23 protein-coding genes and 2 pseudogenes are annotated in these 24,798 nt (G+C 73.0%); 15 read left to right on the forward strand and 10 right to left on the reverse strand.

What is annotated here, in order from left to right; genetic code table 11:
* Nucleotides 1-2: 2 nt before the first annotated feature.
* Nucleotides 3-727: pseudogene (locus ACIRFH_RS26135) on the forward strand (ABC transporter permease); the annotation flags it as partial.
* Nucleotides 723-1,118 (forward strand): annotated as a pseudogene (locus ACIRFH_RS26140) (ATP-binding cassette domain-containing protein); the annotation flags it as partial. The pseudogenes ACIRFH_RS26135 and ACIRFH_RS26140, both read left to right, overlap by 5 nt.
* Before the next feature lie 114 nt (nt 1,119-1,232).
* Here the strand turns inward: ACIRFH_RS26140 and ACIRFH_RS26145 are convergent.
* Nucleotides 1,233-2,132, reverse strand: coding sequence for a LysR family transcriptional regulator (locus tag ACIRFH_RS26145; protein ID WP_403525441.1), 900 nt, complete (start codon nt 2,130-2,132; stop codon nt 1,233-1,235).
* Nucleotides 2,133-2,322: 190 nt separating this feature from the next.
* Between ACIRFH_RS26145 and ACIRFH_RS26150 the strand changes: the two genes are divergently transcribed.
* Complete coding sequence (locus ACIRFH_RS26150; protein ID WP_403525444.1) at nt 2,323-2,907, forward strand: DUF6817 domain-containing protein; 585 nt, start codon at nt 2,323-2,325, stop codon at nt 2,905-2,907.
* A 48-nt stretch (nt 2,908-2,955) separates the two neighbouring features.
* The gene (locus ACIRFH_RS26155; protein ID WP_403525446.1) at nt 2,956-3,870 is read left to right on the forward strand and encodes a ketopantoate reductase family protein; all 915 of its coding nucleotides are present in this window, start codon (nt 2,956-2,958) and stop codon (nt 3,868-3,870) included.
* Here the strand turns inward: ACIRFH_RS26155 and ACIRFH_RS26160 are convergent.
* A complete protein-coding gene (locus ACIRFH_RS26160; RefSeq protein WP_403525449.1) occupies nt 3,860-4,735 on the reverse strand; it encodes a helix-turn-helix transcriptional regulator in 876 nt (291 codons plus the stop codon). The genes ACIRFH_RS26155 and ACIRFH_RS26160 overlap by 11 nt on opposite strands.
* A 153-nt stretch (nt 4,736-4,888) precedes the next feature.
* On the opposite strand from ACIRFH_RS26160, the gene ACIRFH_RS26165 reads away from it, so the two are divergent.
* Nucleotides 4,889-5,929, forward strand: coding sequence for an NAD(P)-dependent alcohol dehydrogenase (locus ACIRFH_RS26165; protein ID WP_403525452.1), 1,041 nt, complete (start codon nt 4,889-4,891; stop codon nt 5,927-5,929).
* A gap of 457 nt (nt 5,930-6,386) precedes the next feature.
* On the opposite strand, the gene ACIRFH_RS26170 is transcribed toward ACIRFH_RS26165, so the two are convergent.
* A complete protein-coding gene (locus tag ACIRFH_RS26170) occupies nt 6,387-7,667 on the reverse strand; it encodes an MFS transporter (RefSeq protein WP_403525455.1) in 1,281 nt (426 codons plus the stop codon).
* Between the two features lie 83 nt (nt 7,668-7,750).
* Between ACIRFH_RS26170 and ACIRFH_RS26175 the strand changes: the two genes are divergently transcribed.
* Nucleotides 7,751-8,683: a LysR family transcriptional regulator gene (locus ACIRFH_RS26175; RefSeq protein ID WP_403525458.1), complete on the forward strand. Its 933-nt coding sequence runs from the start codon at nt 7,751-7,753 to the stop codon at nt 8,681-8,683.
* A gap of 170 nt (nt 8,684-8,853) precedes the next feature.
* Nucleotides 8,854-9,366 (forward strand): peptide-methionine (S)-S-oxide reductase MsrA, encoded by a 513-nt coding sequence (gene msrA / locus ACIRFH_RS26180; protein ID WP_403525461.1) that lies wholly within the window; start codon nt 8,854-8,856, stop codon nt 9,364-9,366.
* 187 nt (nt 9,367-9,553) lie between these two features.
* Here the strand turns inward: msrA and ACIRFH_RS26185 are convergent, their stop codons facing one another.
* On the reverse strand, nt 9,554-10,672 hold the full coding sequence (locus ACIRFH_RS26185; RefSeq protein WP_403525464.1) for a hypothetical protein: 1,119 nt from the start codon (nt 10,670-10,672) through the stop codon (nt 9,554-9,556).
* Nucleotides 10,673-10,768: 96 nt separating this feature from the next.
* On the opposite strand from ACIRFH_RS26185, the gene ACIRFH_RS26190 reads away from it, so the two are divergent.
* Complete coding sequence (locus ACIRFH_RS26190; protein WP_403525467.1) at nt 10,769-11,923, forward strand: cystathionine gamma-synthase; 1,155 nt, start codon at nt 10,769-10,771, stop codon at nt 11,921-11,923.
* 178 nt (nt 11,924-12,101) lie between these two features.
* Here the strand turns inward: ACIRFH_RS26190 and ACIRFH_RS26195 are convergent, their stop codons facing one another.
* The 3 genes from ACIRFH_RS26195 to ACIRFH_RS26205 form a co-directional block, all read right to left on the reverse strand.
* Nucleotides 12,102-12,359 (reverse strand): hypothetical protein, encoded by a 258-nt coding sequence (locus ACIRFH_RS26195; protein WP_403525470.1) that lies wholly within the window; start codon nt 12,357-12,359, stop codon nt 12,102-12,104.
* Between the two features lie 49 nt (nt 12,360-12,408).
* Nucleotides 12,409-12,909, reverse strand: a complete 501-nt coding sequence (locus ACIRFH_RS26200) for a sigma factor-like helix-turn-helix DNA-binding protein (protein WP_403525473.1) — start codon at nt 12,907-12,909, stop codon at nt 12,409-12,411.
* A gap of 209 nt (nt 12,910-13,118) precedes the next feature.
* Nucleotides 13,119-13,622, reverse strand: a complete 504-nt coding sequence (locus ACIRFH_RS26205; protein ID WP_403525476.1) for a MarR family winged helix-turn-helix transcriptional regulator — start codon at nt 13,620-13,622, stop codon at nt 13,119-13,121.
* A gap of 162 nt (nt 13,623-13,784) precedes the next feature.
* On the opposite strand from ACIRFH_RS26205, the gene ilvA reads away from it, so the two are divergent.
* The 3 genes from ilvA (at nt 13,785) to ACIRFH_RS26220 (ending at nt 17,066) form a co-directional block, all read left to right on the forward strand.
* Complete coding sequence (gene ilvA, locus ACIRFH_RS26210) at nt 13,785-15,014, forward strand: threonine ammonia-lyase (RefSeq protein WP_403525478.1); 1,230 nt, start codon at nt 13,785-13,787, stop codon at nt 15,012-15,014.
* A 232-nt stretch (nt 15,015-15,246) separates the two neighbouring features.
* Nucleotides 15,247-16,263, forward strand: coding sequence for an ATP-binding cassette domain-containing protein (locus tag ACIRFH_RS26215; protein WP_403525481.1), 1,017 nt, complete (start codon nt 15,247-15,249; stop codon nt 16,261-16,263).
* A gap of 5 nt (nt 16,264-16,268) precedes the next feature.
* Nucleotides 16,269-17,066, forward strand: coding sequence for an ABC transporter permease (locus ACIRFH_RS26220; protein WP_403525623.1), 798 nt, complete (start codon nt 16,269-16,271; stop codon nt 17,064-17,066).
* Between the two features lie 96 nt (nt 17,067-17,162).
* On the opposite strand, the gene greA is transcribed toward ACIRFH_RS26220, so the two are convergent.
* Complete coding sequence (gene greA, locus ACIRFH_RS26225; RefSeq protein ID WP_403525484.1) at nt 17,163-17,660, reverse strand: transcription elongation factor GreA; 498 nt, start codon at nt 17,658-17,660, stop codon at nt 17,163-17,165.
* 197 nt (nt 17,661-17,857) lie between these two features.
* Nucleotides 17,858-18,256, reverse strand: coding sequence for a DUF4307 domain-containing protein (locus ACIRFH_RS26230; RefSeq protein WP_403525487.1), 399 nt, complete (start codon nt 18,254-18,256; stop codon nt 17,858-17,860).
* 149 nt (nt 18,257-18,405) lie between these two features.
* Here ACIRFH_RS26230 and mca point away from each other — a divergent pair, with 149 nt between their 5' ends.
* Nucleotides 18,406-19,287, forward strand: a complete 882-nt coding sequence (gene mca, locus ACIRFH_RS26235) for a mycothiol conjugate amidase Mca (protein ID WP_403525490.1) — start codon at nt 18,406-18,408, stop codon at nt 19,285-19,287.
* A complete protein-coding gene (locus ACIRFH_RS26240; RefSeq protein ID WP_403525493.1) occupies nt 19,280-19,540 on the forward strand; it encodes a hypothetical protein in 261 nt (86 codons plus the stop codon). Before mca ends, ACIRFH_RS26240 begins: the two co-directional genes overlap by 8 nt.
* 84 nt (nt 19,541-19,624) lie before the next feature.
* Here the strand turns inward: ACIRFH_RS26240 and ACIRFH_RS26245 are convergent, their stop codons facing one another.
* Nucleotides 19,625-22,834: a tetratricopeptide repeat protein gene (locus tag ACIRFH_RS26245; protein WP_403525496.1), complete on the reverse strand. Its 3,210-nt coding sequence runs from the start codon at nt 22,832-22,834 to the stop codon at nt 19,625-19,627.
* 433 nt (nt 22,835-23,267) lie between these two features.
* Between ACIRFH_RS26245 and fabG the strand changes: the two genes are divergently transcribed.
* Together fabG and ACIRFH_RS26255 are read left to right on the forward strand one after the other, a co-directional pair.
* Complete coding sequence (fabG, locus tag ACIRFH_RS26250; RefSeq protein ID WP_403525499.1) at nt 23,268-24,014, forward strand: 3-oxoacyl-[acyl-carrier-protein] reductase; 747 nt, start codon at nt 23,268-23,270, stop codon at nt 24,012-24,014.
* Nucleotides 24,011-24,778, forward strand: coding sequence for a thioesterase II family protein (locus ACIRFH_RS26255; protein WP_403525502.1), 768 nt, complete (start codon nt 24,011-24,013; stop codon nt 24,776-24,778). Before fabG ends, ACIRFH_RS26255 begins: the two co-directional genes overlap by 4 nt.
* The last annotated feature ends 20 nt before the right edge of the window (nt 24,779-24,798 follow it).

A 24,798-nucleotide genomic window follows, 5' to 3' on the forward strand; every position in this document is an offset into this window, starting at 1 on the left:
CCATGTTCTTCACGTACCTGAGGCGCGAGTCGCGCCGCCGCAGAAAGACGGACCTCGTCGTCGCCTCCGGCCTGGCGCCGGGCATCGCGCTGGTCACCGTCGTCGGCTCCGTCCCCTCCGGCATGGGCAGGGCCAGGACGAGGTCCTGCAGTCCCCGTACGGCCTGGGCACGGACATGACGGTCACCAAGGCCGCCTCGCCCATCCCCAGCACCTCCGAACGGCCGCGTTTCCGGTCCGACGCGCAGGGCGACGGCGCCGAGGAGGAGCAGAGCACCGACCGCGTCATGGCGCAGGGCTTCCAGACGCTGGCGAGCTCGACCGTCGGCGAGGTCGCCGGACAGAGCGGCGTCGCGGACGCGGCGGGCGGGCCGAGTATGCAAGTCGCTTAGGTCGGCGGCCAGTTGTCGCGCGGTCAGTTCCAGCAGGAGGGCGGCTCCGGCGGCCGGGGCCAGGGGCAGGGCGGTGGTCCGGGCGCGCAGCAGCAGTCGCCCGGGGGTCGCGTCCAGGGCGGCGGCGCCGGCTTCGACGTCAACGGCTGTTCCGTCTACGGCACCGACGTCACCGAGCCCGGTCTCGGCCCGCTGACCTCCTCCACGATCACCAGTGGCCGCACCTTCAGGACGCCCGAGACCAACACCGAGGTCGCCGTCGCCGACGCGGCGGCCGACCTCTACGCGCCGCTCGCCCAGGCCCGGACGCTCGGTGACGCCAAGGCCAAGGTCACTGACCGCGCAGGAGAATGTCGAGACCGCGCCGGCCCCGCTCGGCGTCAAGGCGAAGGACCGGCGCGAGAAGGCCGCCGAGGCGCTGGCGTCCGTCGGGCTCGGCGAGCGGCTCGGTCGTCTGCCCGGCGAGATGTCCGGCGTCCGGCAGCAGCGGGTCGCCATCGCCCGCGCACTGGTCGAGCAGCCGAAGGTGCTGCTCGCCGACGAACCCACCGGAGACCTCGGCGAGTCGACGCACGACGAGATCGAGGACGTGCTCGACCGCATGTGGAAGGAGCTGGGACTCACCTTCGTGATGGTCACCCACGACTCGGCGATCGCGAAGAAGGCCCCGTGCCTGGCGACGATCCGCAAGGGCCGGATCGCCGTCGAGGAGAACGCGGAGCCATGAGACCCGTGTTGCTCGAACCGGCGCACGCGTAACGGAGTTCGCGGAGGCGCGCGACCCCCCACCACAGACGGCCGCGACGGCGGGCAGGCCGCCGCCCTTCTCACCCGGGCTTCTTCACCCGAGCTTCTTCACGCAGTCACGGGCAACGGTGTCGGCGAAGGCCCGGGCGAGTGGAGGCAGCGCGTCCCAACGGCGTACGGCCCAGCCGACGGTCAAGGGCGGCAGCGCCGGAATGGGGACAAGGCGCAAGGGACTGTTCTCGGCCGATGTGGGCCGACCCGGAACTGCGGGGACGACGGCGTGTCCCAGGCCGAGTTCGGTGAGCAGCAGGGCCGTGTCCCAGTCGGCGACGCTGGTGTCGAAGCCGGCCCTGACACCCAGCTCGGCGAAGGCTTCGTCCAGCACACCGCCGGAACTGGAGTCGGGTGGCAGCCGGACGAGGGGGATGTCCGTGAGGTCGGACACGTCGATGTGCGAGCGGCTCGCGAGCGGGTCGTCGGCCCGGGCGGCGAGCACCCAGGGCAGGTCGACGACCGGTCGTTGCTCGATCCCGCGCACCGAGTCGGCGATGGTGATCCAGGCCAGGTCCAGGTCGCTGGAGAGGAGGGCGTCGAAGCAGACGCGGCTGGAGGTCCCGGTCTGGAACTCCAGGCTCACCTTGGGGTAGCGCCGGCGAAAGCGGACGATCGCCTCGGCCATGAAGTGCCGCACGGTCGTCCCGCCGGTCGTGACCCGCACCGATCCGCTGCGGCCGTTGACGAGGTCCCCGAGGCGGCGCAGCGCGAGGTCGAGCCCGGTGATCCCGTCGGCGGCGGCTTCGCACAGGATGCGCCCCGCGGCGGTGGGTACGACTCCGCGGGGTTGGCGCTCCAGCAGGCTCGCACCGATCTCCCGCTCCAGCCGCTTCACGTGCTGGCTCACCGCCGACTGGGTGCAGGCCAGGTCCCGGGCCACGGCGCTGAGACTTCCGGCCCGGCACACCGCCACGAACACGCGCAGGTCATCCAAGGTCACCCGCCCAACATACCCAAGCCATTGCTTGGGGGTTGACGAGTAATCCCCAGGATTGACTGGGGTCGACAGGGCGGTGAGGATCATCGCGTGGCTCAGGCGGCAACCCGTCCGGTGCCTTCGCCGGGATCCGGACCGGGCGGACGCGTCGTACGGGTGCCGACCTGCCACCCGTCGAAAGGACCCCGGGCCTGTGACCACTCACTCCGCTGCCGCCGACCGGACCGTCGCGTTCCTGTGCCGACTCGGCGCCGACGGCATCGCCCATCCCGGAGGGACCCTCCTCGCCCACCTTCAGCGTGTGCGGGCCCGGCTCGCCACGTGGAGAGCGCGCCCCGCCCTCCAACTCGCCGGCCTGTGTCACGCGGTGTACGGCACCGACGGTTTTCCCGCAGCGCTGCTGACTCTCGACCGTCGTACCGACCTGGCAGCCGTGATCGGTACCGAGGCCGAAGCCATCGTGTACCTGTATGCCTCATGCGACCGAGCCGTCACCTACCCGGCCTTCTCCGACGCCGTCTTCCGTGACCGGTTCACCGACCGTACGTACCGGCCGTCCGAGCGACTGCGCCACGACTTCGCCGAGCTGTCGGCCGCCAACGAGATCGACCTCGCCCACACCGACCCCGCCTTCCGTGAGAAGTGGGGGCCCGAACTCATGACCCTGTTCGCCCGGTTGCGGAACCTGCTCAGCGACGCCGCGTGGCTCGACTGCCGCACCGTCCTGGGCACCCCGTCGCAGCCGGCTCCCCGGGAACGAACGCGGCGTACGTGCTGACGTGACATCCGCCCACCGCGTCCCGACCGTCCGAAAGGGCCTTTCACCGTGACCACCCCACCCACCCGGCTCGACGAAGCCTCCCTCCGTCCCTGGACCGTGGCCGTTCTCGGCCCCGGCGGAGTCGGCGGACTGCTGGCCGCGCTGCTGACCCGCGCAGGACACCGGGTGATCTGCCTCGCGGGCACCACCACGGCCACCGCGCTGCGCGGGAAGGGGATCCACGTGCGCAGCGCGCAGTTCGGCGACTTCACCACCCCGGCCGAGGCGGACACCGAACTGCGTGAGCCTGTCGATCTGTGCCTGGTGACGGTCAAGAACACCCACTTGGAGGCGGCCCTGGAGAGGGTCCCCCGCGACCTGCTCGACGGCGGGCTCGTGCTGCCGCTCCTGAACGGCATCGAGCATCCGGCACGGTTGCGCCGGCACTTCGGGGAACGCCGGGTGGTGGCGGGCGCCGTCCGGGTCGAGTCGACTCGGGTCGCCCCGGGGAGCATCGAACACGGCAGCCCGTTCTTCGAGATCGACCTGGCCGGAACGGCCGAACGACTCGGTGGACTGGCCAAGAGGCTCCAGGCCGCAGGCGCCACCACCCGTGTGGTGGCCGACGAGACGACCCTGCTCTGGAGCAAACTCGCCTTCCTGGCCCCCTTCGCATTGCTCACCACGCGCTACGGGCTCCCCATCGGCGGGATCCGCGAGGAGCACGGCGAAGAGCTGGGCGCACTCCTCCAGGAGGCGGCGGCCGTCAGCGAGGCCTGTGGCGCGCCCGTCGACGTCACGAAGGCGGCGGCGCTGTACGAGGCGTTCCCGTCCGGCGCCAGGTCCTCGATGCAGCGGGATGCCGAGGCGGGGCGCCCGCTGGAGCTGGACGCGATCGGCGGCGCACTCCTGCGTGCCGCCCACCGGCACGGCGTGGCCGTCCCCGTCGCGGCCCGGCTCATGGACGATCTCAGGGAGTGAGGGAAGCCGCCGCGTCCGTCCCCCAGCTCGCCAGCAGCCGCAGCGCATCGGCCGACGGCGAGCCCGGCTCGGCGTGGTACGTGATGAACGCCTGCTCGTCGTCGTCGACCAGGCGGAACGTCTCGAAGGACAGGGTCAGGTCGCCGACCAGCGGGTGCCGCATCCGCTTGACGCCGTAGCTCTTCTCCTTGACGTCGTGCGTGGCCCACAGCCGCCGGAACTCCTCGCTCTTCACGGACAGTTCGCCGACCAGGGCGGACAGCCGCGGGTCGTCCGGGTGCCGGCCCGCGTCCATGCGCAGGAAGCTGACCATGTCGTACGCCTTCTGGTCCCAGTCGACGAACAGCTCGCGGTACTCCGGGTTCAGGAAGACCAGCCGCGCCCAGTTCCGCTCCTGGGCCGGCAGCTCGCCCCAGTCGCCGAAGAGGGCGGCGGCCATCCGGTTCCAGGCGAGGATGTCCGACCGGCGGCCCGTCACATAGGCCGGCACCGTGTCGATCGACTCCAGCAGCTGGAGCAGCGCCACCCGCACCGGCTGCTGCGCCCGCGCCGCCGAGCCCCGCCTGCGCTGCTGCTTCGGCCTGGCGAGATGCGTCAGGTGCGCGTGCTCGGCGTCGGTGAGCCTGAGCGCGCGGGCGATGGAGTCCAGCACCTCCGTGGACACGTTCTGCCCGTTGCCCTGCTCGAGCCGTGTGTAGTACGCCACCGACACCCCGGCCAGCTGTGCCAGCTCCTCCCGGCGCAGGCCCGGCACCCGGCGGTGCCGCCCGAAGTCCGGCAGCCCCACGTCCTGCGGCTTCAGCCGGGCCCGCCGGGTCCGCAGGAACTCGCTCAGTTCGGCACGCCGGTCCAGCTGTCCATCCATACCCTCCAGTATTCCCGGTCGTACGCACGGGAGGCTGTCCCCGCTGGTGGTAGGAACGCCGGTCGTAGGCAGAACCGTGGTCTGGGTGAGGCCCGGCGGGAGAGGCAGGGTGGAGACCGAACACCCCTCTACGAGAATTCCGGAGACCCCGGCATGACCACTGTCGCCGCGTACGCCGCACCCGCCGCCAAGGCTCCGCTGGAGCGCACCACCATCGAGCGGCGCGAGGTGGGCGAGCACGACGTCCTGATCGACATCAAGTTCGCCGGCATCTGCCACTCCGACATCCACCAGGCCCGCGAGGGTTGGGGCGAGGCGATCTTCCCGATGGTCCCCGGCCACGAGATCGCGGGCGTCGTCGAGGCCGTCGGCTCCGGCGTCACCAGGTTCAAGGTCGGCGACCGCGTCGGCGTCGGCTGCCTCGTCGACTCCTGCCGCGCGTGCGAGAACTGCGAGGCCGGCATGGAGCAGCACTGCCTCAAGGGCAGCGTCGGCACGTACAATGCCGTCGGCTACGACGGTGAGCCCACCTACGGCGGCTACTCGCAGAAGGTCGTCGTCGCCGAGGCGTTCACCGTCCGCATCCCCGACGGGCTGTCCCTCGACGTGGCCGCGCCGCTGCTGTGCGCGGGCATCACCACGTACTCGCCTCTCAAGCACTGGGGCGCGGGTCCGGGCAAGAAGGTCGCCGTCATCGGCCTGGGCGGTCTCGGCCACATGGGCGTCAAGATCGCCCACGCGATGGGCGCCGAGGTCACCGTCCTGTCGCAGTCGCTGCGCAAGAAGGAGGACGGGCTGAAGCTGGGCGCCGACCACTACCACGCGACCAGCGACGAGAAGACCTTCCAGGAGCTGGCGGGCACCTTCGACCTGATCCTCTCCACGGTCTCCGCGCCGCTCGACTTCGGCGCCTACCTCGGCCTGCTCAGGACCGGCGGCGCCCTGGTGAACGTCGGCGCCCCCGAGGAGCCGATCGCCCTGAACCTGTTCTCGCTCATCGGCGGCAACAAGACCCTCGCCGGCTCCATGATCGGCGGCATCGCCGAGACCCAGGAGATGCTGGACTTCTGTGCGGAGCACGGCATCGGCGCCGAGATCGAGCTGATCGCCGCGTCCGAGATCAACGACGCCTACGAGCGCGTCCTCGCCAGCGACGTCCGCTACCGCTTCGTGATCGACACGGCGACGATCTGACGCCGGGCGCGGTGACGCGCTGCGACGAGGTGCCGAATGCGGCAGGGAGCGCCGTCCACCGGGACCGGTGGGCGGCGCTCGCGGTTCGCGAAGAGACACGTGGGTTCACGCGAACGGGCCGGCCAGGGCGGCCGCCCATGCGTACCGGTGAGGGGGCGCATCGCCGCCACGAGGCGGCCCCGGGCCGCCCAGCCCTTTCCTCCCGGCGCGTGGTCGATGGCTGCAGCGCGTCGAACGGGTGAGGCGGAAACGGTATGCCCGCCTGTACCGATCCGGTCGCGCGACGTGCCGCGATCGGTGCGGCCAGCGGTTCCCCCTCGCTCGGGAGCCGTACTCCGGCCAGGACGGCCCCGGCGGGGAGTTCCGCCGGCCGGCGGTGTTCGTCAGCCCGTCGGCCACCGCGGACAGCGACGGTGGCACGGGCGCGCACGAAGTCTGAGCGAGGCCCCGCGGCAGGTCATACGGCCGGGACGCCCTCGGCCGGCGTGGTGGGGGCGGACAGGTGGGTCCGCCGGGGCAGCAGGAGCGGGGTGGCGAGCAGGAGGACACCCGCGACGGTGATCGCGGCGAGGGGGCCGGTGAGGGTGGCGAGGGCGCCCCAGACCCCCGTGAGCGCGGCCTGGACGAGCCTGCTGCCGACGCTCCACGTGCCGAGGACCCGCGCGGTACGGTCGGCGGGGGTCCGTCGCAGGCGTTCCGTGGCGTGGACCGGGTTGAAGACGCCCATGCAGGTGATCAGCAGGCCCTCGACGACGATCAGGATGAGGAGGCCGGGGACGCCGGGACGGAGGAACGCGAGACCGAGCGGGAAGAGGGACCGCAGCCATCCGAAGACGGCCATCACCCGGTACCGGCCGTGACGCCTCACGAGGCGGGGCGAGAGCCGGGCGCCCGCGAAGCCGCCGAGCGCCGGGACGCCGAAGGCGAGACCGTACTGCCAGGCCGGGACGTGGTACTCGCCCAGCAGGAGGACGGCCAGCAGCGGGGTCGTGGCCGTGATCAGGCCGCTGACCAGGACCGAGTTGAGGAACAGGCGCCGCAGGACGCGGTCGTGGAGGATGAACCGCCCGCCGGCGAGAAGACCGGCTCCGCCCGGTCCGGTGGCCGGCCCGCGGGGTGTCGCGACGTCGCCTCCGCGGATGCGCAGGATGCCGAGCGCGGACAGCAGGTGGCTGAGGGCGTCGGCCATGACCGTGACGACCGGGCCGAGCATCCCGGCGAGCGCGCCGCCGAGGGGCGGTCCGGCCGCGGTCGCCATCCAGGCGGTGCCCTCGAACCGCCCGTTCGCCGTGAGGAGGTCGTCACCGCGGACGAGGTGCTTCAGGTACGCGCCGGACGCGGCGGTGAAGGCGATGCCCGCGGCCCCGGAGACGACCGAGACGACCAGCAGCTGCCCGTAGGTCAGCAGGCCGAGGACGTACGCGGCCGGAACGCTCGCCAGCGCGAGGAACCGGGCCAGGTCCGTCGCGATCATCACCGGACGCTTGGCACGGTGCTCGACCCACGGCCCGAGCGGGAACGCGACGACCGCCGCGACGGCGAGCCCGGCCGCCTCCAGCAGCGAGACCGCGAACGCCGACGCGTCCAGCACGCGTACCGCGATGAGCGGGAACGCGCCGAAGGCCGCCCACGTGCCGTACGTGCTGACGGCGTAGGCCGACCACAGCCGGCGGAAATCGGGTCCCGGACTCACGCGTACACGACTCCTCGGCGACAACCGGTGCTTGGGCCCGGCCATCACACCGGTTGCGGGAGGGCGGAATCAAACAACCGTGTGACGGTGAGCCACAACCATCGGTTGTGCGCGCATAGGCTGGTCCCATGGACACCGAGGCAGTGCGCTCGTTCGTCCGGGCGGCCGAGCTCGGACAGCTGCGGCACGCCGCCGACGAGCTGGGCGTGACCCAGCAGGCGGTCTCGAAGCGGATCGCCGCCCTGGAGCGCGAGCTGGGGGTCCGTCTGTTCACCCGCACCGCCCGCGGGGTCGAACCGACACTGGACGGCCAGGCGATCCTCCCGCACGCGCGGAGCATCGTCGCGGGGGCCGACCGCGCCGTCGCCGCGGTCGGGCCGGTCTCGCGGGCCCTGAGGATCGACGTGCTCGGCCTGCGGAGCGCGCAGGCCGTCGTGCTGCACGACTACTGGCGCGCGCACCCCGGAACCGTCCTCGACGTGGTGACCCTCAGGGTCGACGATCCCCACGTGGCGGCCGCCGCCGTCCAGGCCGGCGAGATCGACGCCTCGTTCCGCAGCGTCACCGACCCGGCCACGCTGCCGCCCGGCGTGCGGATGATCCACGCCTTCGACTCCCCGCTGGAACTCCTCGTCGGCCCCCGGCACCCGCTCGCCGCCGCGCGCACCCTGAACCCGTCCCGGCTGCGCGGGCTGAGGATCTGGGTGCCCGGCATCGCGCCCCGGAGCGAATGGGCGGACTTCTACGACCAGCTCGCCGACGCCTTCGACCTCCGCATCGACGCGGCCGGCCCGCACTTCGGCGACGAGGTGCTCCTCGACACCCTCGCCGACTCCGCCGACGTCGCCACCCTCGTCGGCGCGCGCGACCGGTACGTCTGGCCGGACCGGCACGACCTGCGGCGCATCCCGATCGTGGATCCGACGCTCGCCTACCCGCTCTCCCTCCTGCTCCCGAGGACGGATCCGCACCCGGGACTCCGAGCGGTCATCGACCACGTGGCCGCCCTCGCACCGCCCCCCGGGCCGTCCTGGCGCCCGTCCTGGGCGACGGCACGGTGAACGGACGACGGGCTCGCCCCCGGGGGAGACGGGCGTCCGCCGGGAGCCGCCGGGCGGGCACGGAATCGCCCGGTGCCCTCGCGTGTTGAGGTGAGCGGGCAAGGAATGCCGGTGGTGTGCGAGCCGAGCAGCCCGAGCGACCGACTGAACGATGTGTGGAAGGGGCCGTAATGGCTGCGCAGACGCAGAGGGCCGTACTGGCGGGCGGATGCTTCTGGGGGATGGAGGAGCTGATCCGCCGCCTCCCGGGCGTGACGGCGACCCGGGTCGGCTACACCGGGGGTGACGTGCCGAACGCGACGTACCGCGACCACGGCACGCACGCGGAGGCCATCGAGATCCTCTTCGACCCCGAGCAGACCGACTACCGCACGATCCTGGAGTACTTCTTCCAGATCCACGACCCGAGCACCAAGAACCGCCAGGGCAACGACATCGGCCTCAGCTACCGTTCGGCGATCTACTACGTGGACGACGAGCAGAAGCGGATCGCCGAGGACACGATCGCGGACGTCGACGCCTCCGGACTGTGGCCGGGCAAGGTCGTCACCGAGGTGGAACCGGTCGGCCCCTTCTGGGAGGCCGAGCCCGAGCACCAGGACTACCTGCAGCGCTACCCCGACGGCTACACCTGCCACTTCCCGCGCCCGGGATGGCGGCTGCCCGCCCGCACGGAGGGCTGAGCGCGGGGCGGCCAGGCCGCGGCGGACCGGAACGGGCGGGCGAGGGCGCCCGGCCGCCCGTCGTACCGGCCCGCCCGCCTTGTGCCGCCCGCCTTGTGCGGGCCCTCGTGCGCGCTTCGCCCGCGCCGGAACGCGGCCCGGCCGGAACCCCGGCCGGGCCGTTCGCGCGAAAGCGCCCGCGCGCGGCTCAGTGGGGCAGCGTCGCCGGGCTGCCGCCGTTGGCCTCGTAGCCCGCCACCGCCAGGGCGCGGTAGACCGCGAACTCCGCCGCCGGGTCGGCCGACAGGATCCACGGCAGGGCGCCGACATGGCCGTCGACGACTATCAGCTGGTTCATGGCCTCCGCCCAGCGTTCGGCGCGGACCAGGAAGAACACCAGCAGATGGCGGACGTGCGCCTGCATGGGGTCGTCGGGACGCGCCGAGTGCACCGCGTGCAGGGCGCCGTGGATCGCCTTGGTGACGACCTCGCTCTGGTAGAAGCCGCTGACCAGATTGACCTCGGGCAGGTGCTCGAAGACCGCGAAGAGCGGCATCGCGGCCAGCAACGACCCCTGGGGCGCGCGGGCCGCGGCGGCCTCCGCGAACGAGTACGCCAGCTCGCGCGACCCGTGCCACTTCTCGCACCAGTAGTGCAGGGCCGCCAGATGCGCGCCCATGTGGTTCGGCGCCCGGTCCAGGATCTTCAGCCACAGCTGCTCGAACTCCTCGCGCGGGTAGGCCAGGCCGCGCGCCACCGACAGCTCGATGATGTACGGGACCGGGTCGCCGGGGGCCAGCAGCGCCGCCTGACCGCACGCCGCCCTCGCCTCCTCCATGATGATCCGGAACTCGTCCGTGCCCGGCGTCGCCGTCCGCCACGCCTGCTGCACCAGGAACTCGGCGTGCACGGCCGCGCCGCCCGCGTCCTTGGGGGCCTCCGTCCGCCACACCCGCAGCCACTGCCCGCCCGGCACCTCGCCGACCCCGCCCGGCCGCTGCCGCAGCTCCAGCGACGCGGCGCCCGCGAAGGACTGCACGCGCTGCCAGCGGCGCTCGCCCTCCCTCTCCGTGCCGGCGAGCAGCTGCTGCGCGCCCCGGTAGTCCTGCGTGCGCTGCACCAGGTCCAGGACGTCCAGCAGGTCCTGGTCGGGGCCCGGCATGCGGACGTCCAGCTCCTCCTCGCGGGCGAAGCCGTAGTTCGCGGGGTCCGCGGCGTCCGGGTGGCCGGGCGGCACCAGCCCCACCGCGCTGTGCCGGCGGCGCAGCACGGGAAGCAGCACGAAGCCCAGCACGACCAGGGCGATCAGGACCCAGAGAATCTCCATGCCACCAGCGAACCAGACGCCGCCGACAATTGGCCAACCTGTGCCCCGGCCTGTGGAGAACGCGCGGAGCCGTCCGCGGCACTACGCTCGGTGCCCATGAGCGACAGGCACATCAGTCAGCACTTCGAGACGCTCGCGATTCACGCGGGCAACACCGCCGATCCCCTGACGGGAGCGGTCGTCCCGCCGATCTACCAGGTGTCGACCTACAAGCAGGACGGCGTCGGCGGTCTGCGCGGCGGCTACGAGTACAGCCGCAGCGCGAACCCGACCCGCACCGCGCTGGAGGAGAACCTCGCCGCCCTGGAGGGCGGCCGCCGCGGCCTCGCGTTCGCGTCCGGACTGGCGGCCGAGGACTGCCTGTTGCGTACGCTGCTGCGCCCCGGCGACCACGTGGTCATCCCCAACGACGCCTACGGCGGCACCTTCCGGCTCTTCGCCAAGGTCGCCACCCGGTGGGGCGTGGAGTGGTCGGTGGCCGACAGCGCCGACCCCGCCGCCGTGCGGGCCGCGATCACCGACCGGACCAAGGCCGTGTGGGTGGAGACCCCGTCCAATCCGCTGCTCGGCATCACCGACATCGCGGCCGTCGCCCAGGTCGCCCGGGACGCCGGCGCCCGGCTCGTCGTCGACAACACCTTCGCCACGCCGTACCTCCAGCAGCCGCTGGCGCTCGGCGCGGACGTCGTCGTGCACTCCCTGACCAAGTACATGGGCGGTCACTCGGACGTCGTCGGCGGCGCGCTGATCGTGAACGACCAGGAACTCGGCGAGGAGCTGGCGTTCCACCAGAACGCGATGGGCGCCGTCGCCGGCCCCTTCGACTCCTGGCTGGTGCTGCGCGGCACCAAGACGCTCGCGGTGCGCATGGACCGGCACAGCGAGAACGCCGGCAAGGTCGCCGAGATGCTCACCCGGCACGCGCGCGTGACGAGCGTGCTGTACCCGGGGCTGGAGGACCACCCCGGGCACGAGACCGCCGCCAAGCAGATGAGGGCGTTCGGCGGCATGGTCTCCTTCCGCGTCGAGGGCGGCGAGGAGGCGGCCGTCGAGGTCTGCAACCGCGCGAAGGTGTTCACGCTCGGCGAGTCCCTGGGCGGCGTCGAGTCGCTGATCGAGCACCCCGGCCGGATGACGCACGCCTCCGCGGCCGGTTCGGCCCTGGAGGTCCCCGCCGACCTGGTGCGCCTGTCGGTCGGCATCGAGAACGCCGACGACCTGCTGGAGGACCTCCAGCAGGCGTTGGGCTAGCCTCCGCCCGGTCGGGGGCCGGGGCCCGCCGGGCAGGGGGCCTCCGGGCAGGTGCTCGGCCCGTCTCTGCCTGCCCGGTCGGGGGCCTCCGGGCCGGCCGCTCGGCCCGCCTCCGCCTGCCCGGCAGGGGCCCCGCAGGGCAGCCGCTCGGCTAGCCCCCGTCCGCCCGGCCAGGGCCTCACCAGCCCTCCCAGCCCGTCACGGGCGGGGTCGTCTCCGACGGCGGCTCCGCCCAGGGCCGGGCGGTCAGCGCCCACACCGTGAACGCCACGGCCGCGGCGCACAGCACCAGCCACATCAGACGGCGGGCGGCGGTCCTGCGCCGCAGCATCCGGCTCCCGCGGCGCAGGACGTCCGCGTACAGCTCCGGCGGTACCCGCGGCGGCGACTGCTCCATGATCCGGCGTACGGCGGCCTCCCGTTCGAGCCGGTTCACCGGTGCCCCCCGCAGCCCCGCGCGCGGGCGCCCGACGCGCGCGTGCCGGTCACGGCGTCGCCGCCTTCGCGACCCGCCGGGCGGGCTTCGGCGGCGGGTGCAGCAGGACGGCCACCGCCCGGTCGTGGACCGTCCGCACCCGTTCCACGGGCAGGGCCAGCAGAGCCGCCACCTGTTCCTCGGCGACCCCCTCGTACAGCCTGAGCACCAGGACCAGGCGCTCCTGCGGGGTGAGCCCGCCGAGGACGCCGCCGGGGCGCCGACGGGGCCGGCCGAGGACGGCGCGCTCGCGGTGCCAGACCTCCCGGGCGAACCGGGCGGCCAGGTACTGGCGGGCCCGGTCGTAGGGGTCCTCGCCGCGCAGCCCGTCCCAGCACGCGTACGTGTGGGCCAGGGACAGCGTCAGCAGGCGCCGCGCGCGCGGGTTGCCGTCCGGCGCCTCGGCCGTGAGCAGGGTGGCGGCATGCAGCAGCCGGCCCCCCGCGCCCGCGACGAAGGCCTCGAACTCCCGGGCCCGGCGGGCGCCTCGGACCGCATGCCGTTCTCGCACCGCGCCTCCCGCCTGATGGGCGACACCCGTGACCTCGTCGAGGAGAGGGGGACCCGTCGCGCGCGTGAGCGTGTGCCGGCCGCGTACACCGAGGGTCCGGTCTCATATCAGGCCAGGGGGCGGCCCGCTGGTCAAGAGTGGCGGCGCCGTTCGCCCGGGAAAGCGCGGGGACGGCACGGTGAGGCACCGGAAAACCCGGGACGTGCGGCTCAGGAGACCGACGGCTCCTGGCCCGCCGCGCCCTGCGGGGCCGTACGGGCGGACAGGGCGCTGTTGAAGCGCGCGAGGAGCGTGCAGAACGCCTCGCGCTCCTCCGGCGCCCAGTCGTGGGTCAGCTCGGCCATCAGCCGGCGCCGCGAGGTCCGTACCTCGTCCAGCCGCGCCACACCGCGCGGGGACAGCTGGAGCACCACCGCGCGCCCGTCCTCGGGGTGCGAGGTCCGCTTGACGAGTCCGTTGTCGACGAGCGGGGCCACCTGCCGGGTGACCGTCGAGGAGTCGATCCCCATGCTCGCGGCGAGGGCCTTGACCCCCATCGGGCCCTCTTTGTCGAGGCGGTTGAGGAGCAGATAGGCGGCGCGGTCCATGGAGTTGCGGACCTGCCCGACCCCGCCGAGCCGGGTCTGTTCCGCGCGGCGGGCGAAGAGCGCCACCTCGTGCTGGAGCGTCTCGAGAAGACCGGTGTCACCGGCGGTCGTCATGTCCATCGACATTTCAGGCGTTGTGGGCATGGCCGGGGGCTCACTTCGTGGAGGGCTGCTGATTGGGGGACAGGGTACGCGGCCGGGCGGCGAGACGTACCGGCGCTGCGCAAAGCGGGTCTCGGAGGTTGGTCACAACGGTCGCCCGCGCCCGCGAACTGCGATGCTGGGGGCATGAGCTACAGCACGGCCGCCGCTGTCCGACCCGTCACCCTCGACGACGTGCGCGGAGCCCAGAAGATGCTCTCGGGCGTGGCTCGGGTGACGGCGATGGAGGGCAGCCGGTACCTGTCACGGCTGGTCGGGGCACCGGTGCACCTGAAGTGCGAGAACCTCCAGCGGACGGGGTCGTTCAAGCTGCGCGGCGCGTACATCAGGATCGCCGGACTGCTGCCCGAGGAGCGGGCCGCCGGAGTCGTCGCGGCCAGCGCGGGCAACCACGCGCAGGGCGTCGCCCTGGCGTCGACGCTGCTCGGCGTGCGTTCGACGGTGTTCATGCCCAAGGGCGCCCCGCTGCCGAAGATCAGCGCCACCCGGGACTACGGCGCCGAGGTGCGCCTGCACGGCCAGGTGGTCGACGAGACGCTGGCCGCCGCGCAGGAGTACGCGGAGCGCACGGGCGCGGTCTTCATCCACCCCTTCGACCATCCCGACGTCATCGCGGGTCAGGGAACGGTCGGGTTGGAGATCCTGGAGCAGTGCCCCGAGGTGCGGACCGTGGTGGTCGGCATCGGCGGGGGCGGGCTGGTGGCCGGGACGGCGGTCGCGGTGAAGGGGGTCCGGCCGGACGTGCGGATCGTGGGCGTACAGGCGGAGGGCGCGGCGGCGTATCCGCCGTCGCTGGCCGCGGGGCGGCCGGTGGCCGTCGAGCACCCGGTGACCATGGCCGACGGCATCAAGGTGGGGCGGCCCGGTGACGTGCCGTTCGGGATCGTCGGCGAACTGGTCGACGAGGTCCGCACGGTCTCCGAGGACGAGTTGTCCGCCGCGCTGCTGCTGTGCCTGGAGCGGGCCAAGCTGGTCGTGGAGCCGGCCGGGGCGAGCCCGGTGGCGGCGCTGATGAGCGACCCCGGCGCCTTCGAGGGCCCGGTGGTGGCGGTGCTGTCCGGGGGCAACGTGGACCCGGTGCTGATGCAGGGCGTGCTGCGGCACGGCATGGCCGCGCAGGGCCGCTACCTGGCGGTCCGCCTGCGGCTGACGGACCGGCCGGGCGCCCTCGCCACGCTGCTCGGGGTGCTGTCGGCGGTGGACGCGAACGTGCTGGACGTGAGCCACGTCCGGACCGACCCGCGGCTCGGGCTGACCGAGGCGGAGGTCGAACTGCACCTGGAGACGAAGGGCCCGGAGCACTGCGCCGAGGTCGGCCGTGCGCTGCGGGACGCGGGCTACCCGGTCATCGGCTGAACGGACCGGGCCGGGCCCGGTTCCCCTTCCCCACTCGTTCGGGAAACTGCGTTGTGAGACGCGATACATCGCGTTATCGTGTGTCGTGCGCCACTCGGCCGCTCCGTCGCCCGGTGTCCTCCGGCACGTGCGGAGCGAACCGAGGGTGCCGGACGGACCGGCAAAAGAACAAGCGGAAAAAATCGCACGATCCTAGGCTTTCCGAAGAATCCCCGACGACGTGGAGACACATATGCCAGGCGCCATCTACGCCGAAGGCCTGGTGAAGACCTTCGGTGACGTCAGGGCTCTGGACGGCGTCGACCTCGATGTCCCCGAGGGCACGGTCCTGGGCCTGCTCGGGCCGAACGGCGCGGGCAAGACCACCACCGTCCGCTGTCTGACCACCCTGCTGCGGCCCGACAGCGGCAGGGCCGTCGTCGCCGGCCTCGACGTGCTGAAGCAGCCCGACGCGGTACGCCGCTCGATCGGGCTCTCCGGCCAGTTCGCCGCGGTCGACGAGTACCTGACCGGCCGGGAGAACCTGCAGATGGTCGGTCAGCTGTACCAGATGCGGGCCAAGGAGGCGAAGCGCCGGGCGACCGAGCTGCTGGAGCAGTTCCACCTCGCGGACGCCGGTGACCGCCCCACCAAGACCTACTCCGGAGGCATGCGCCGCCGGCTCGACCTCGCGGCGGCCCTCGTCGTCTCGCCGCCCGTGATGTTCATGGACGAGCCGACGACGGGCCTGGACCCGCGCAACCGCCAGCAGCTGTGGGACGTCATCAAGCAGCTCGTCTCCGGCGGTACGACGCTGCTGCTGACCACCCAGTACCTGGAGGAGGCCGACCACCTCGCGCACGACATCGCGGTGGTCGACCGCGGCCGGGTCATCGCCAAGGGCACCTCCGACCAGCTCAAGGCCCGCACCGGCGGCGAGCGCGTCGAAGTGGTGGTGCACGAGCGCGAGCACATCCGGACCGCGTCACAGGTGCTGCGCGGCTTCGGCAAGGGCGGCACGACGGTCGACGAGCACATGCGCAAGCTCACCGTGCCCGTGACCGGCGGCGCCAAGCTGCTCGCCGAGATCATCCGCGAACTCGACTCCCGCGGCATCGAGATCGACGACATCGGCCTGCGCCGCCCCACCCTCGACGACGTCTTCCTCTCCCTCACCGGCCACGCGGCCGAAGCCGGGGACGAGGCGCAGGAGGACGGCCGTCCGCAGGGGGACGCCGGTCACCAGCAGGAGAAGGAGGTCACCAAGTGAGCATGATGGCCGACTCCCTGGTCATTGCCCGCAGGAATCTGATCCGGATGACCAGGATCCCCGAGATGGTCCTGTTCGGGGTCATCCAGCCGGTGATGTTCGTGATCCTCTTCACGTACGTCTTCGGCGGCTCGATGCAGATCGGCGGTACCACCGACCCGGGCGTCTACAAGGACTTCCTGATGGCCGGCATCTTCGCGCAGACCGTCACCTTCGCCACCGCCGGATCGGCGGCCGGCATCGCCGACGACATGCAGAAGGGGCTGGTCGACCGCTTCCGCTCCCTGCCGATGGCCCGTGGCGCGGTGCTGACCGGCCGTACGGTCGCCGACCTGGTGCAGACGGCGATCACGCTGCTCGTCCTCGCGGTCGTCGCGCTGATCGTGGGATGGCGCACCGGCTCGGCGGAGCCGACCGACGCCGGACGGGTCCTGGCCGGCTTCGGCCTGCTGCTTCTCCTGGGGTACGCCTTCACCTGGATCGGAGCACTGATCGGCCTGTCCGTGCGGACGCCGGAGGCGGCGACCTCGGGCGGGATCATCTGGCTGTTCCCCGTGACGTTCGTGTCGAACGCCTTCGTGGACTCCAGCAAGATGACCCCCTGGCTCCGGCACATCGCCGAGTGGAACCCGTTCAGCGCCACGGTGCAGGCCTGCCGGGAGCTGTTCGGCAATCCGGGCGTCGTGCAGTCCGACGCCTGGCCCATGCAGCACCCCGTCTGGGCCTCGGTGATCTGGTCCGTCCTGATCGTCGCGGTCTTCCGGTCCCTGGCGGTGCGCAAGTACCGCTCGGCCGACGGATAGGCGCCCGCCGGGACGACGGAGCCCCCGGCGTCACCAGGACGCCGGGGGCTCGTCGAGAACGGATGGGGCCGGACACACCGGCCGGCCGGGCCGGGGTCAGCCGTTGTAGGGCTCGGCCTTGAGGATCTTCACGGAGGCCTTCTTGCCGTTCGGCAGCTCGTACTCCGCGTCCTCGCCGACCTTGTGGCCGTTGACACCGGAGCCCAGGGGGGACTGCGGCGAATAGGTCTCGATGTCCGAGCTCGCGTACTCGCGCGAGGCGAGCAGGAAGGTCAGCGTGTCGTCCTCGTCGCCGTCGAAGGCGATCGTGACGACCATGCCGGGTGCCACCACGCCGTCCGCGGCGGGGGCCTCGCCCACCTTGGCGCTCTCGAGGAGCTGGGTCAGCTGGCGCACGCGGAGCTCCTGCTTGCCCTGCTCCTCCTTGGCCGCGTGGTACCCGCCGTTCTCGCGCAGGTCCCCCTCCTCGCGCGCCGCGGCGATCTTGGCAGAGATCTCGGTGCGCGCGGGACCAGTAAGGTACGCAAGCTCCTCCTTGAGCTTGTTGTACGCCTCCTGGGTCAGCCAGGTGACGTTCTCGCTGGTCTGGGTCACAGGTGCTCCTCGTCGGTACTGGGAATACAAAGCAACGCCCTACCCAGAAGGATGTTCCTCCACGGAAGGGCGAAACCACGAGCCTAACAATTCAGTGGCCAAAGAGGGAGGACATAAGCCACCAGATTCTCGTCGGCGCAGGTCGGCGCAGGTCGGCGCAGGCGGCGCAGGTCGGCGCGGACGGATTCCCGGGGATGTCACTCGGGGTGGCAGCCGAGCAGCTCGGCCGACGTGCCGCGGGCCTTCGTGCGCAGCGTGACGACCTTGTCGATGCGCGTGGCGTCGCCGTCGAAGCGGAAGTCGGCCCGGCCGACCTCCTCGCCGTCCTCGGACCGGGAGCGCATCGTGCAGTAGCCGGCGGCCCCGGCGTCCTTGCGGACCTCCAGGTGCACCCTCACGGCATTCTCGGCGGTCTCGAAGCCGATCACCTCGGCGCTGATCTTGTTCTGGACGACGTAGTGGTAGCCGAACCAGCCGATCACCACGAGCAGCACGGCGCCGAGCGCGGCACCGACGACCTTGAGGGTGCGGTCGGACCGTTCGTCCGAGGAGCGGCCGTAACGGCCCTCGGGCGCTCTCGTGGTCGCCGTACTCATGATCGTCCTCTCGGCAGGAGCGGGACGGATGTCCCGAAAAGGGCCCCGGAGCCCGGCTCCGGAATTATTCGCCCTCCGATTCGGTCACTATAGAAGCCGCCGAACGCGCCGAGAGACACCGGGGCGCCGACTTAACCGAGGATCGAGTCTTGACTGACCAGCTGCGACTGATGGCCGTCCACGCCCACCCCGACGACGAGTCGAGCAAGGGCGCGGCCACCATGGCGAAGTACGTGTCCGAAGGGGTGGACGTGCTGGTGGTGACCTGCACGGGCGGGGAGCGCGGCTCCATCCTCAACCCCAAGCTGCAGGGCGACGCGTACATCGAGGAGCACATCCACGAGGTGCGCAGGAAGGAGATGGACGAGGCCCGGGAGATCCTCGGCGTCAAGCAGGAGTGGCTCGGCTTCGTCGACTCCGGCCTGCCCGAGGGCGACCCGCTGCCGCCGCTGCCGGAGGGCTGCTTCGCCCTCGAGGACGTCGACAAGGCGGCCGGTGAGCTGGTGCGGAAGATCCGCTCCTTCCGTCCCCAGGTGATCACCACCTACGACGAGAACGGCGGCTACCCGCACCCCGACCACATCATGACCCACAAGATCACGATGGTGGCCTTCGAGGGCGCGACCGACACCGAGAAGTACCCGGAGAGCGAGTACGGCCCGGCGTACCAGCCGCTGAAGGTGTACTACAACCAGGGCTTCAACCGCCCCCGCACCGAGGCGCTGCACAACGCGCTGCTGGAGCGCGGCCTCGAGTCGCCGTACGGGGACTGGCTCAAGCGCTGGTCGGAGTTCGAGCGCAAGGAGCGCACGCTCACCACGCACGTGCCCTGCGCCGACTTCTTCGAGACCCGGGACAAGGCACTGATCGCGCACGCCACGCAGATCGACCCGGACGGCGGCTGGTTCCGGGTGCCGATGGAGATCCAGAAGGAGGTCTGGCCCACCGAGGAGTACGAGCTCGCGAAGTCCCTCGTGGACACGTCCCTCCCCGAGGACGACCTCTTCGCGGGCATCCGGGACAATGCCTGACATGAGCGCAAGCGCAAGCCTGGCAATGACGCATCTCGTCACTCTCGCCGAGGTCGACGAGAACAAGGTCACCCCCGGCGTCCTCGGCTTCATCGTCTTCGCGGTGATGGCCCTGGCGGTGTGGGGTCTGATGAAGTCCATGAACCGGCACATGGGCAGGGTCGATTTCAAGGAGTCCCAGGACCCGGAGGCCGGCGCCTCCGGCGGCGGGACCGGCAGGACCACCGGCCGGGCCGAGCCCCAGCGGGGCTGACCCGGGGCGCCCGGTCACCGGGCCGGGACGGCGCGACCGCCGCCCCGGCCCGGTGACCGGCGAAGTCCCGGTGCCGCGCGGGGCTCAGTGCTCCGCCGTCACCGCCACGCCCATCACCTCGCGCGCGTGCCGGTCCGGGACCATGCCGAGGCGCCAGGCCTGCCAGCCCGCCTCCAGCCGCACGCCCCGCTCCAGCAGGAGCCGGTACGCCTCCACGCAGTCGTCCAGCTTCGTGTCGCGGGCCGGATGCCGGGCGCGGGCCAGCTGGGCCAGTTCCTCCTGCGCCACCGCCGCACCGACCTCCACCCCGCCGGGGGCGGCGTACGGCAGCAGCGTGCAGCGCAGGAAACGGGCCCAGTCCTCGCCGCGCCGGTCGCCGTACGCCGCGAACAGCGCCGCCGCCTCGTCGCACAGCGCCAGCGCCTGCGGCGTACGGGCGTTGCCGGCGTCCACGACGGCCAGCTCCAGGCACGTCCACGCCTCCCCGTGGCCGACGCCGATGCGCTGGAAGTCGGCGCGCGCGTCGACGAGGAGCTGACGGGCGAACCCCGAGTTCCTGAGCGAGCCCGTCTGGGCGGCCCGCTGGTCGCGGGTCACCCGCGCCGAGTGGTGCCGGGCGCAGGCCAGGCCGTACATGTCCCGCATCCGCGAGAACATCGTGCGCGAGCGTTCCAGCTCCCGGACCGCCCGGTCCAGGGCACCCGTCTCCTCCAGGGCCTGCCCCAGGTAGTAGACGCTCCAGGCCTCGCCGCGCGCGTCCTCGTTGTCGCGGTGGCGCTCCGCCGCCCGCCGCAGCTCCCCGGCCGCCTGAGAGGCGTCGCCGTCCACCAGCCGGGCCCGCGCCAGCTGGGTCAGCGCCCAGGCCTCGCCGCGGGCGTCCTGGGTACGGCCGTACAGCTCCAGGGCGGTGCGCAGCTCGGTCTCCGCCCGCGGTACGTCGCCCATCCGCAGCCGCAGCTGGCCGAGCTGGAAGTGGGCCCACGCCTGGCCGTGCACCGACTCGCCCGCGCGGTGCAGGACCAGGGACTCGGTGAGCAGGTCCAGGGCCTCCGCCAGCCGGGCCCGGTCCCGCTGCACGGCCGCCAGCGCGTGCAGGGTCCACGCCCGGTCCGTGGCCAGCTCCGGCGAGGCCTGGAGGTCCAGCGCCTCCCGCAGCCTCGCCGCCGCCTCGGTCAGACTGCCCTGGTGGTGCAGGGTGATGCCGAGCGAGCACAGGGCCCGCGCCGCCCCCGCGTCGTGATGGGCCTCCCGGTACAGGCCGACCACCGAGGTGAGCGTGGTCCGCGCCTTGTCCAGCTCGCCGAGCTGCCGGGCCGCGATACCGGTGCGCCACTGCACGGAGCGCACCAGCAGCCCCTGGTCCACGGACCGGGCCAGGTCGCTGATCTCACCCAGCCGGTACAGGTCGCCGCGCAGCAGGCAGTAGTCGCACAACGCGCCCAGCAGGTTCAGCACCGCGCCCTGGTCGACGCCCTCCGTATGCCTGAGCGTCGCGGTGATGAAGCTCGACTCGTCGTCCAGCCAGCGCAACGCCTCGTCCAGGGACGTGAAGCCGTGCTGCCCGAACCGGTCCGAGCGGGTCGACACGTTGCCGTCGACCAGGCGCAGCACCGAGTCGGCCAGCTCGGCGTAGTTCGTGATCAGCCGTTCCTGCGCCGCCACGGTCTCCGCGGGCTCCTCCTCGTCGCTCAGACGGGCCCCGGCGAAGGCCCGCACCACGTCGTGCAGCCGGTAACGGCTGCCCCGCACGTGGACGAGCAGCCCCGCGTCCGCCAGGGCCGCCAGCTGCCGTGTCGCCTCCGTCTCGCCGGTGGCCAGCAGCGCGGCGGCAGCGGCGGCGCCCAGCGAGGTGCGCCCGGCCAGCGCGAGGCGCCGCAGCAGCCGCCGGGCCGGTTCCGGCTGGTCGGTGTAGCGCAGCCACAGCGCCCGTTCGACCGGCTCCACCGGGCCGTACGCGCCCAGGTCGCCGGCCAGCCGGCGCGGTGAGCGCGGGCCCAGCGAGGAGCCCGCGACGCGCAGCGCCAGCGGCAGCCCGCCGCACAGCTGCCGGATCCGCTCGGCGGACTCGGCGTCGTAGGGTCCCGACGCGTCCTGGGCGGCGGCGCCGAGCAGTTCCTCCGCGCCGGCCGCGTCCAGCGGCTCCACCGGCAGCCGGAACACCCGCGCGGGCAGGTCGGGCGGCAGGTCCAGCGCCCGGCGCGCGGTGACCAGCACCAGGCTGTCCGACCGCTCGGGCACCAGGGTGCGCACCTGCTCGGGGTCCGAGGCGTCGTCCAGGACGATGGTGACCGGGACGTCCGTCAGATGCCGCTGGTACAGCTCGCTCAACCGCTTGACCTGCTGGTCCGCCGAGGAGCGTTCGCGGAACAGGAGCTGCTCGCGGGGCGCTCCGAGCCGGTTCAGCAGATGCAGCAGGGCGTCCCGGGTGCTCAGCGGCGCCTCGCCGCCCGGCGAGGCGCCGTCCCCGCGCAGATCGACCACGCACGCCCCGCGGAAGTGGTCCCGCAGTTCGTGCGCGGCCCGCACCGCGAGCGTCGTACGGCCGCTGCCGGGCGCCCCGTGCAGCACCACCACCGTCGGTCTGGTCTCCGTGCTCGCGCGGGCCGCCCGCACCCACTGCCGCAGCCGCGCCATCTCCTGCCGGCGGCCCGCGAAGACGTCCTCCGGCTCGGGGAGCTGCCCGAAGGACTGCTCCAGGGCGCTGCGCCCCCGGGCCGCGGCGCTCTTGTCGGCGCCGCGCAGCTTCGGTCCGCTCTTCTTCGGGCCGGTGGACGCGGCGAGCATCCGCTGCTGGTCCAGGAACGGGCGGATGCCGCGCACCTCCAGCGCCGTCAGCCACTGCAGCCGCAGCTGCTCGGGCCCGCCGGGCTGGCCGGCGGCCCCGGCGCGGTGGTGGGCGGCCGGCACATGGGACCCGGCCACCTTCACCACGGTCGCCGCCGCGCCGACGACCCCCACGGCCACTCCCGCGCCCACCGCCGTGCCGGTGCCGGTGCCGAGCGCGACGTCGGCGACGACCGCCGCGACCGCCGCCACGCCGGCCACCAGCAGGGGGGTGCCGCCGCCCTCCTGGGCATAGCGCTGCCGGAAGGTGAGCCGGCCGGCCGACGTCTCGTCGAGTGCGCGGGTGTAGGCCGCGTACTCCTCGGCGGCCGTCTCCGCCATCGCGTCCAGCGCCCCGCGGGCCCGCGACAGCAGCACGTTCCCGTCGGTGCGCCCGCCCGAGCGCCGTACCTCCTCCTCCACGGCCCGCCGCAGCAGCCGCTCCGCCTCCGCCCGATGACCGTCCCGCATGTCGCGTCCCCCTCCGGCGGCAACTCCCTCGGTGACTCCCAGGCCTGCAAGTGTCCTTCGGACGCGGTGCCGGCGCGAGGGGGCGTCGATCACGGAACGCCCGTCGCCCGCACCGGAGTCGTGTCCGCCGGTGAGCGGAACGCCGTATTCGGCCAGAGCCGGACGCGGGTGACGGCGCACTCCCCCGACGCGGGCGGCGCATGACGGGCGGTCATGTCCGGATCGGTGACCGGGAGGGACCGTTCACGACGCGGCGGGCTTCGGCGGCGACGACCTGCGGGACGGCGGGCACCGACGCCGCATCCGCGGGGTGGGCGCGTCGGTGCGGTCCGGCGTGCGCGGGGGCGTGCGCGGGGCCCGGATGCAGGGTGCCGTATAGGCCAGATATAGCCCGCGAACACACGCTCGACGCATCCGAACGGATGGGGGAGAGATGCCGGAGCAAGCAACTCAGGTGGCGCTGGTGACCGGGGGTTCGCGTGGAATCGGGCGTGCGGTGGCCACCCGGCTCGCGCACGACGGTTTCGACGTCGCGATCTGCTACCGGTCCGACGAGAGCGCGGCGGAGCAGGTCGCCAAGGAGATCCTGGCCGCCGGCCGCCGCGTACTGACCCGCCGGGTGGACGTGGCCGACCGGGTCGGGGTGCGGGCCTTCGTCGCCGACGTGGAGTCGGGGCTCGGTCCCGTGTCGGCGGTGGTGACGTCCGCGGGCATCACCCGGGACCGTCCGCTGGCGCTGATGCAGGACGACGAGTGGGACGCCGTGCTGCGCACCAACCTCGACGGGACGTACAACCTGCTGCGGTCCGTGGTGCGGTCGATGATCCGCCGCCGGGAGGGCACCGTGGTGACGCTGTCCTCGGTGGCCGGCGTCGTCGGCAACGCGGGGCAGACCAACTACTCGGCGTCGAAGGCCGGCATCATCGGCCTGACCCAGGCGTTGGCGAAGGAGTTCGGCCGGTACGGGGTGCGGGCGAACGCGGTCGCCCCCGGCTTCATCGACACCGAGATGGTCGCCGGGGTGCCCGAGTCGGTCGCCAAGGACGCGATCGGCCGGATCCCGCTGGCCCGCTTCGGCACCCCCGACGAGGTCGCCGCACTGGTCTCCTACCTGGTCTCGCCGCAGGCCGCGTACATCACCGGCCAGGTGGTGCGGATCGACGGCGGCATGGCGCTGTGACCGGGCCGGGGATCTGGTTCCGCCGCTACCGGGGCGCGGTGGCCCCGCGCGTGCGGCTGGTGTGCTTCCCGCACGCCGGCGGCAACGCCCGGCTCTTCCACGGCTGGGCGTCCCGGCTGCCCGCGGACGTCGAGCTCCTCGCGGTGCGCTACCCGGGCCGCCAGGAGCGGATGGACGAGCCGTGCGTGGAGTCGATGGACGAACTGGCCGACCGGATCTCCGCGGCCCTCGAACCCGAACGGGGCCTGCCGCTGGCCCTCTTCGGCCACAGCATGGGAGCGGCGGTGGCCTACGAGGTCGCGGTACGGCTGGAGGCCCCCGCGGCCGGCGGTCCCGGCCCGGCCCTGCTGATGCTCTCCGGACGGTCCGCGCCGCACCGCACCAGACCCACCGCGCTGCACCGGGCGGCGGACGACGTGCTGGTGGCGGGCGTGACCCGGCTGGGCACCCTCGGCGGTGACGCGTACGCCGTACCGGAGCTGCGGGAGCTGCTGCTGCCGGTGCTGCGGGCGGACTACCGGCTGATCGAGACGTATGCCGGACCGCGGCCGGCGGTGGTGCGGGCACCGATGGTCGCGTACCTGGGGGACCGCGACCCGGGCGTCTCGCGACCGGACGTCGAGGCCTGGGCGGAGCTGACCGAGGGCGACTTCACCGTGCGCTCCTTCCCCGGCGACCACTTCTACCTCGCGCCCCGGGAGGCGGAGCTGACCGCGGACGTCACCGAGCGGCTGGCGCGGCTCCCGGTGGCCCGGCCGGCCTGAGCCGGCGCCCCCGTGCGCAC

It is taken from the genome of Streptomyces sp. NPDC093586 (genome assembly GCF_044764905.1).
Taxonomy (GTDB): Bacteria; Actinomycetota; Actinomycetes; order Streptomycetales; family Streptomycetaceae; genus Streptomyces.

Bases quoted from the DNA above. Each gene is read 5' to 3' on its own strand.
- ACIRFH_RS26185 (WP_403525464.1), bottom strand. From the start codon at position 10,672: ATGGAGATTCTCTGGGTCCTGATCGCCCTGGTCGTGCTGGGCTTCGTG.
- ACIRFH_RS26205 (WP_403525476.1), bottom strand. From the start codon at position 13,622: ATGTCGATGGACATGACGACCGCCGGTGACACCGGTCTTCTCGAGACG.
- ACIRFH_RS26175 (WP_403525458.1), top strand. From the start codon at position 7,751: ATGGACACCGAGGCAGTGCGCTCGTTCGTCCGGGCGGCCGAGCTCGGA.
- ACIRFH_RS26245 (WP_403525496.1), bottom strand. From the start codon at position 22,834: ATGCGGGACGGTCATCGGGCGGAGGCGGAGCGGCTGCTGCGGCGGGCC.
- msrA (WP_403525461.1), top strand. From the start codon at position 8,854: ATGGCTGCGCAGACGCAGAGGGCCGTACTGGCGGGCGGATGCTTCTGG.
- ACIRFH_RS26215 (WP_403525481.1), top strand. From the start codon at position 15,247: ATGCCAGGCGCCATCTACGCCGAAGGCCTGGTGAAGACCTTCGGTGAC.
- ACIRFH_RS26170 (WP_403525455.1), bottom strand. From the start codon at position 7,667: ATGGCCGGGCCCAAGCACCGGTTGTCGCCGAGGAGTCGTGTACGCGTG.
- ACIRFH_RS26190 (WP_403525467.1), top strand. From the start codon at position 10,769: ATGAGCGACAGGCACATCAGTCAGCACTTCGAGACGCTCGCGATTCAC.
- ACIRFH_RS26230 (WP_403525487.1), bottom strand. From the start codon at position 18,256: ATGAGTACGGCGACCACGAGAGCGCCCGAGGGCCGTTACGGCCGCTCC.
- fabG (WP_403525499.1), top strand. From the start codon at position 23,268: ATGCCGGAGCAAGCAACTCAGGTGGCGCTGGTGACCGGGGGTTCGCGT.
- ACIRFH_RS26165 (WP_403525452.1), top strand. From the start codon at position 4,889: ATGACCACTGTCGCCGCGTACGCCGCACCCGCCGCCAAGGCTCCGCTG.
- ACIRFH_RS26160 (WP_403525449.1), bottom strand. From the start codon at position 4,735: ATGGATGGACAGCTGGACCGGCGTGCCGAACTGAGCGAGTTCCTGCGG.
- ilvA (WP_403525478.1), top strand. From the start codon at position 13,785: ATGAGCTACAGCACGGCCGCCGCTGTCCGACCCGTCACCCTCGACGAC.
- ACIRFH_RS26240 (WP_403525493.1), top strand. From the start codon at position 19,280: ATGCCTGACATGAGCGCAAGCGCAAGCCTGGCAATGACGCATCTCGTC.
- ACIRFH_RS26220 (WP_403525623.1), top strand. From the start codon at position 16,269: ATGGCCGACTCCCTGGTCATTGCCCGCAGGAATCTGATCCGGATGACC.